The organism is uncultured Campylobacter sp. (assembly GCF_938031315.1).
Lineage (GTDB): Bacteria > Campylobacterota > Campylobacteria > Campylobacterales > Campylobacteraceae > Campylobacter_B.
Genome location: NZ_CALHHT010000026.1, coordinates 1 through 4,529, shown reverse-complemented (window position 1 = coordinate 4,529; position 4,529 = coordinate 1). Strand labels below are relative to the sequence as shown.

Here is a 4,529-nt window from a genome sequence, read left to right as displayed (position 1 = left end):
CCGCTAAGCGTAGTCTATGGCAGGTAGCCGCGCGATCTAAATTTTACTTCGCCTTGCGAATTTCATAAAATTTACGCGCAGTTTCGGCATCCTGCGGATATCTTGCGATACTGCGTCACCTTCAAACGCTCGCGAGAGTTTGAAATTCCACGATATTTAAAATTCCGCGGCATTTTAAAATTTCGCGAGTATTTGAAATTTCACAACCTTATAAAATTCCACCGACGCCTTAAATTTTATCCAAGTACAGACAGTCAAACCGCCCGGACGAGCAGACTACTCAAATTTGCTAGCCCGCGCTGTGCCGCTAGCTATTACTCAAATTTGCGCTTCTAGGCGGTGCGCTAGCGTATAAATTTAAAATTTTACTCATCCGAGGCGCTGCGACTATTACTCGGATTTATCCCCCTCCTTGGCGCCCGAAATTTTATCCAGCACCTTTTTGCCGACCTCGCTTTGATTTAGCGCTTCGAGCATCGCGGCTAGCTGCGTGCCGCCCTTGGCGCTTAAAATTTCGCCGAATTTACTCATCCCCTCGCCCACGCTACCTTCGTTTGCGATGATCTTAAGATCCGCCGCGCTTAGCGCCTTGGCCTGCTCCAGACCGATGTCGCGGTTCGCTTCGATCTGTTTGATCGAGATCAGATAGGTCTGGTATCCCTGATTTTCGCCGATCTCGCGCGCGAGCTCGATCTGTGCGTTTACGGGCGCGAGCTCTTTTAGCCTAAGCGCCTCGGCCTCTGCAGAGCCTATCTTTAGCGTACCCTGCGCTTCTTTATCCTTCATCTCCAAAAGCGCCGCGGCGGCGAGAAACTGCTTCTCTTTATCGCCCTGCGCTACTAAAATTTGATTTTCCTTGATCGCTTCGGCGTCGCGGATCTTGGCGTTTTTGCGCGCTTCGGCGTCGATCTCGATCTTGCGCTGCTCCTGCTCGGCTTTTACGATCTCCACTTGCTTTTTGATCTCGGCCTGCTTGACGTCGTTTACCCGCACGACCTCCATCGCCTTTTCCTGCGTGATCTTTTGCTGATCTTTAATGAGCTGCTCGGCCTGCTCCTTTGAGATCGCGACCTCTCGCTCGTTTTCGACGGTCTTAAGGCCTACCATCTTGTTGGCCTCCTGCTGGCGCACTTCGGTTGCCTGCGCAGCTTCGATCTCGGCGATCTGGGCGAGCTTGGTGTTGTTTGCGACCTCGACGCGGCTTTCCTTTTCGATCTGGGATTTTTTCTTCTCCATGATGTTAAAGATAACCTTACTGCCGCTGCTATCGCGAATATCCATCAGCTCGATGTTTTTAACGGGCTCGATGCCCCAGTTTTCAAGCTGCGTTTTTACCGCCTTGGTAAAATCATCCCCAAGCTCGGAGCGGATCTGCAAGATGTCCTCAAGCACGCGGCTTGAGAGGATTGAGCGGATCGAGCCTTGGATGATATTTGTGAGCTGATTGTTCAAATCTTGAAAATTATTGACGCGCTGGGCGGCTAAATTTGAATCCACGATCCTAAAAAACGCCGTAATATCGACTACGAAAGGAAGCCTGCCCAGATCATACGCCTCGTAATCCTCGATCTTGATGCTAAAGACCGAGACCGGCAAAACGATCTTCGTAACGCCCAGCGCCGGCACCCAGCTCGGGAATTCATAGTAGCTGTTGCCGTTGCCGGTATCTTTGCCGTAGCTCGTCGTCTTACGCGCGCTCTGGACGATATGCACTTCGTTCGTCTCCACTACGCGCCTAAAAAACAGCGGCACGATGATGAAAAGCACCACCAAAACCCCTATGACGGCGCCGATCAAATATAAAATTTCACCCATTTTCTCTCCTTTAAAAATGCTAAATTTAAAATGGATTATATAAAAATTTACTTTGAAAAATAATAAATAATCGCGGCGGCGGCGGTTAAAATTTACGGAATTTTAATGAGATTTTATGTAATATTGCGATCTATATTTTAACGTCTGTAAGAAAGGTAAAAGATGAAAAAAATTCTACTCGCACTGTTGGCAAGCGCGCTTTTTGCGAGCGCGGCAGAGCTTAGAACTATCAAGGATATGGACGGAGCTGAGGTCAAAATCCCCGCAAAAGTTGAGCGTATCGCGGCACTCTGGCACTCGAACAATCAAATTTTACTGGCCCTGGGCGGAGCGGATAAGATCGTCGCTACTACTGATTATATCAGCAAAAACGCATGGTTTCTTAAAATTTATCCGCGCCTGGCGCAGATCCCCGTGCTGCTAAAAAATAACGACGTAAATTTAGAGGAGCTGATGAGCCGTAACCCCGACGTAGTCATCGTCTCAACCGCACTGGCAGGCGAAAATTTAGCTAAGCAGGGCTTTACCGTTTTAAAGGCATCCTTTAGCAACTACGAGCAGATGAGACGCAGCATCAGAATGTGCGGCGATATGCTAGGCGGCGACGCCCCGCAAAGAGCGAAGGATCTGGTCTCAAATTTAGATAAAAATATCGCTTTGGTTAGCGGCCGCACCGCAAATTTAAGTCCCGATAAGCGCCCGCGCGTCCTTCACATCGTAGGCGGAAGCGATCTTTTAAAGATCGACGGCAAGGGTACGCTGATCGACTCGTGGATAGAGCTAGCCGGCGGCACGAATGCGATCACCGCTACCAAAGGCCCGATGAAAACAATCACCGCCGAGGAGATCATCGCGAGCAACCCGCAGATCATAATCGTGGGCGGCGATCACAACGAAGATGCGGTAGAGAAGATCAAGGCTAGCCCGGTTTACAGCGGCACGGATGCGGTCAAAAACGGACGCGTTTACGGCAATCCGCGCGGGGTTTTCAACTGGGATCGATACGGCGCGGATACGGTGCTTCAAATTTTATGGGCGGCGAAAACCATCCAGCCCGAGCTTTTTGCCGACATCGACATAAAAGCCGAAACAAAGGCGTTTTATAAAAAATTTATGAATTACGAGCTCAGCGATACGGAATTCGGCTATATCTTAAAAGGGCTCAATCCGGAGGGTAAATAAGGCGCGGTGCCGAAGCAACGGCATCAGCGCCGCACCTAGCAGGCAGTACCCGTGCCGAACGCCTCATCACGCGGCGATACATCGGCACAGAATGTTTCATCGTGCGGCGGCACATCGGTGCCGAGCGACCGCCCGTCCTATCTCGACACCGGTTAGACAAATCGTCTAGTCATACGGGCGAGCGGTCGTCGTATCGTCAAAACAAGCGGCACTATCGCATTTTTGGTGCATTGAAGTGCGGATGCCGCCCGCATAAAATGCAGATCTCATCGTTACTCGGCGAGTCGATACCTAAATGACGGCGTCATTGCCGCATTGTCCCAACAGAAGCAGCATCCCCAACCCGCGGCGCGGCGGACAAACATAGCCGCAGCACGCTAAAACGGGCGGTGCGAGGCGGAGTAAAATTTAAACTCGCGGCGGGTGAAAAAGGATAAAGCAACGACAAGCAAACAAGGGCAAAACAAAGCTGTAAGATAAAATTTAAAGCAAAGGAAGCGGTCATGGAAATTTCATTTTTTACGACGCTTGAGCCTGCTCTAGTGGGCGCTTGGATACCCTCATTTGCGATGGTGCTGATACAGTTCGCGTATATGTTTATCTACAAAGAGGTCGGCAAGCGCGCCACCGATACCTCGTGGTACACGCTCGCGGACAAGCGAAATGCGATCATAAGCTCGCTGCTGCAAGTAGCGCTGCTTATTTTGTCGGTATTCGTACCGCTTAAGACGGGCAGCGCGTGGTTTTGGATCGGAGCGGTGATCTACGTAGCGGCTTTTGCGGGCTTCATCAAAGCTTTTTACGACTATGCAGCGGCTCCTGCGGACAAAGCCGCACAAGGCGGCATCTACCGCCTATCGCGCAATCCGATGTATTTCTTTTATTTCCTCGGCATGGCGGGCGTTTGCATCGCTTCGGCGTCGCTGTGGCTACTCATAGTGATAGTGCCCTTTGCCATATACAACCATCTCGTGGTTCTCGGCGAGGAGCGCTACTGCGAGCAAACTTATGGACAGGAATATCTAAAGTATAAACGCAAGACGCCGAGATATTTTTTGTTCTTTTAAGGGAAGCGGCGCGCGATTGAGCTTTAAAGCGAGAGCGTAAATTTAGATAGCGATTTTAAAATTTTAACTAGATTTGCGGCCTAATTTTAAAATTTCGCCCGAAATTTTAAGGACTGCGAGATATAGGCTTAAATTTAGAACTAAATTTAAAACCCAAAATTTCAAATTTGCTCGCCGCCTAGGCTAAATTTAAAATGGCGCAGCACCTAAAACGCCATTTTAAATTTACGCTTGCACGCACCGCAGCATCGTCAAGCGCGCACGACTCCATAAACAGCGAAATCAATTACAACGGCAGCTATAAAGCAAAGCTTAATTCGCTCTCATACCTGCATGTGCTGCTAATTTCCGCCTGCATACGCAGATAAGGCGCCCGGACCCTCAAGAGCGAACCGATCGTCCGAAATAAAGTCCTCCTCGCCCGAAAGCACGCTCATCGCGCTGATACGAGAGATCAGCAGGCGA

At 49.9% G+C, this 4,529-nt stretch carries 3 protein-coding genes; 2 read left to right on the top strand and 1 reads right to left on the bottom strand.

What is annotated here, in order from left to right:
• Positions 1-390: 390 nt before the first annotated feature.
• On the bottom strand, positions 391-1,815 hold the full coding sequence (locus Q0236_RS00735) for an SPFH domain-containing protein (protein ID WP_297913832.1): 1,425 nt from the start codon (positions 1,813-1,815) through the stop codon (positions 391-393).
• Positions 1,816-1,977: 162 nt separating this feature from the next.
• Here Q0236_RS00735 and Q0236_RS00730 point away from each other — a divergent pair, with 162 nt between their 5' ends.
• Positions 1,978-2,997 carry an ABC transporter substrate-binding protein gene (locus Q0236_RS00730; RefSeq protein ID WP_297913829.1) on the top strand — a complete coding sequence of 340 codons (1,020 nt, stop codon included), beginning with the start codon at positions 1,978-1,980 and terminating at the stop codon, positions 2,995-2,997.
• A gap of 503 nt (positions 2,998-3,500) precedes the next feature.
• Positions 3,501-4,064, top strand: coding sequence for an isoprenylcysteine carboxylmethyltransferase family protein (locus Q0236_RS00725; RefSeq protein WP_297913826.1), 564 nt, complete (start codon positions 3,501-3,503; stop codon positions 4,062-4,064).
• Positions 4,065-4,529: the final 465 nt, after the last annotated feature.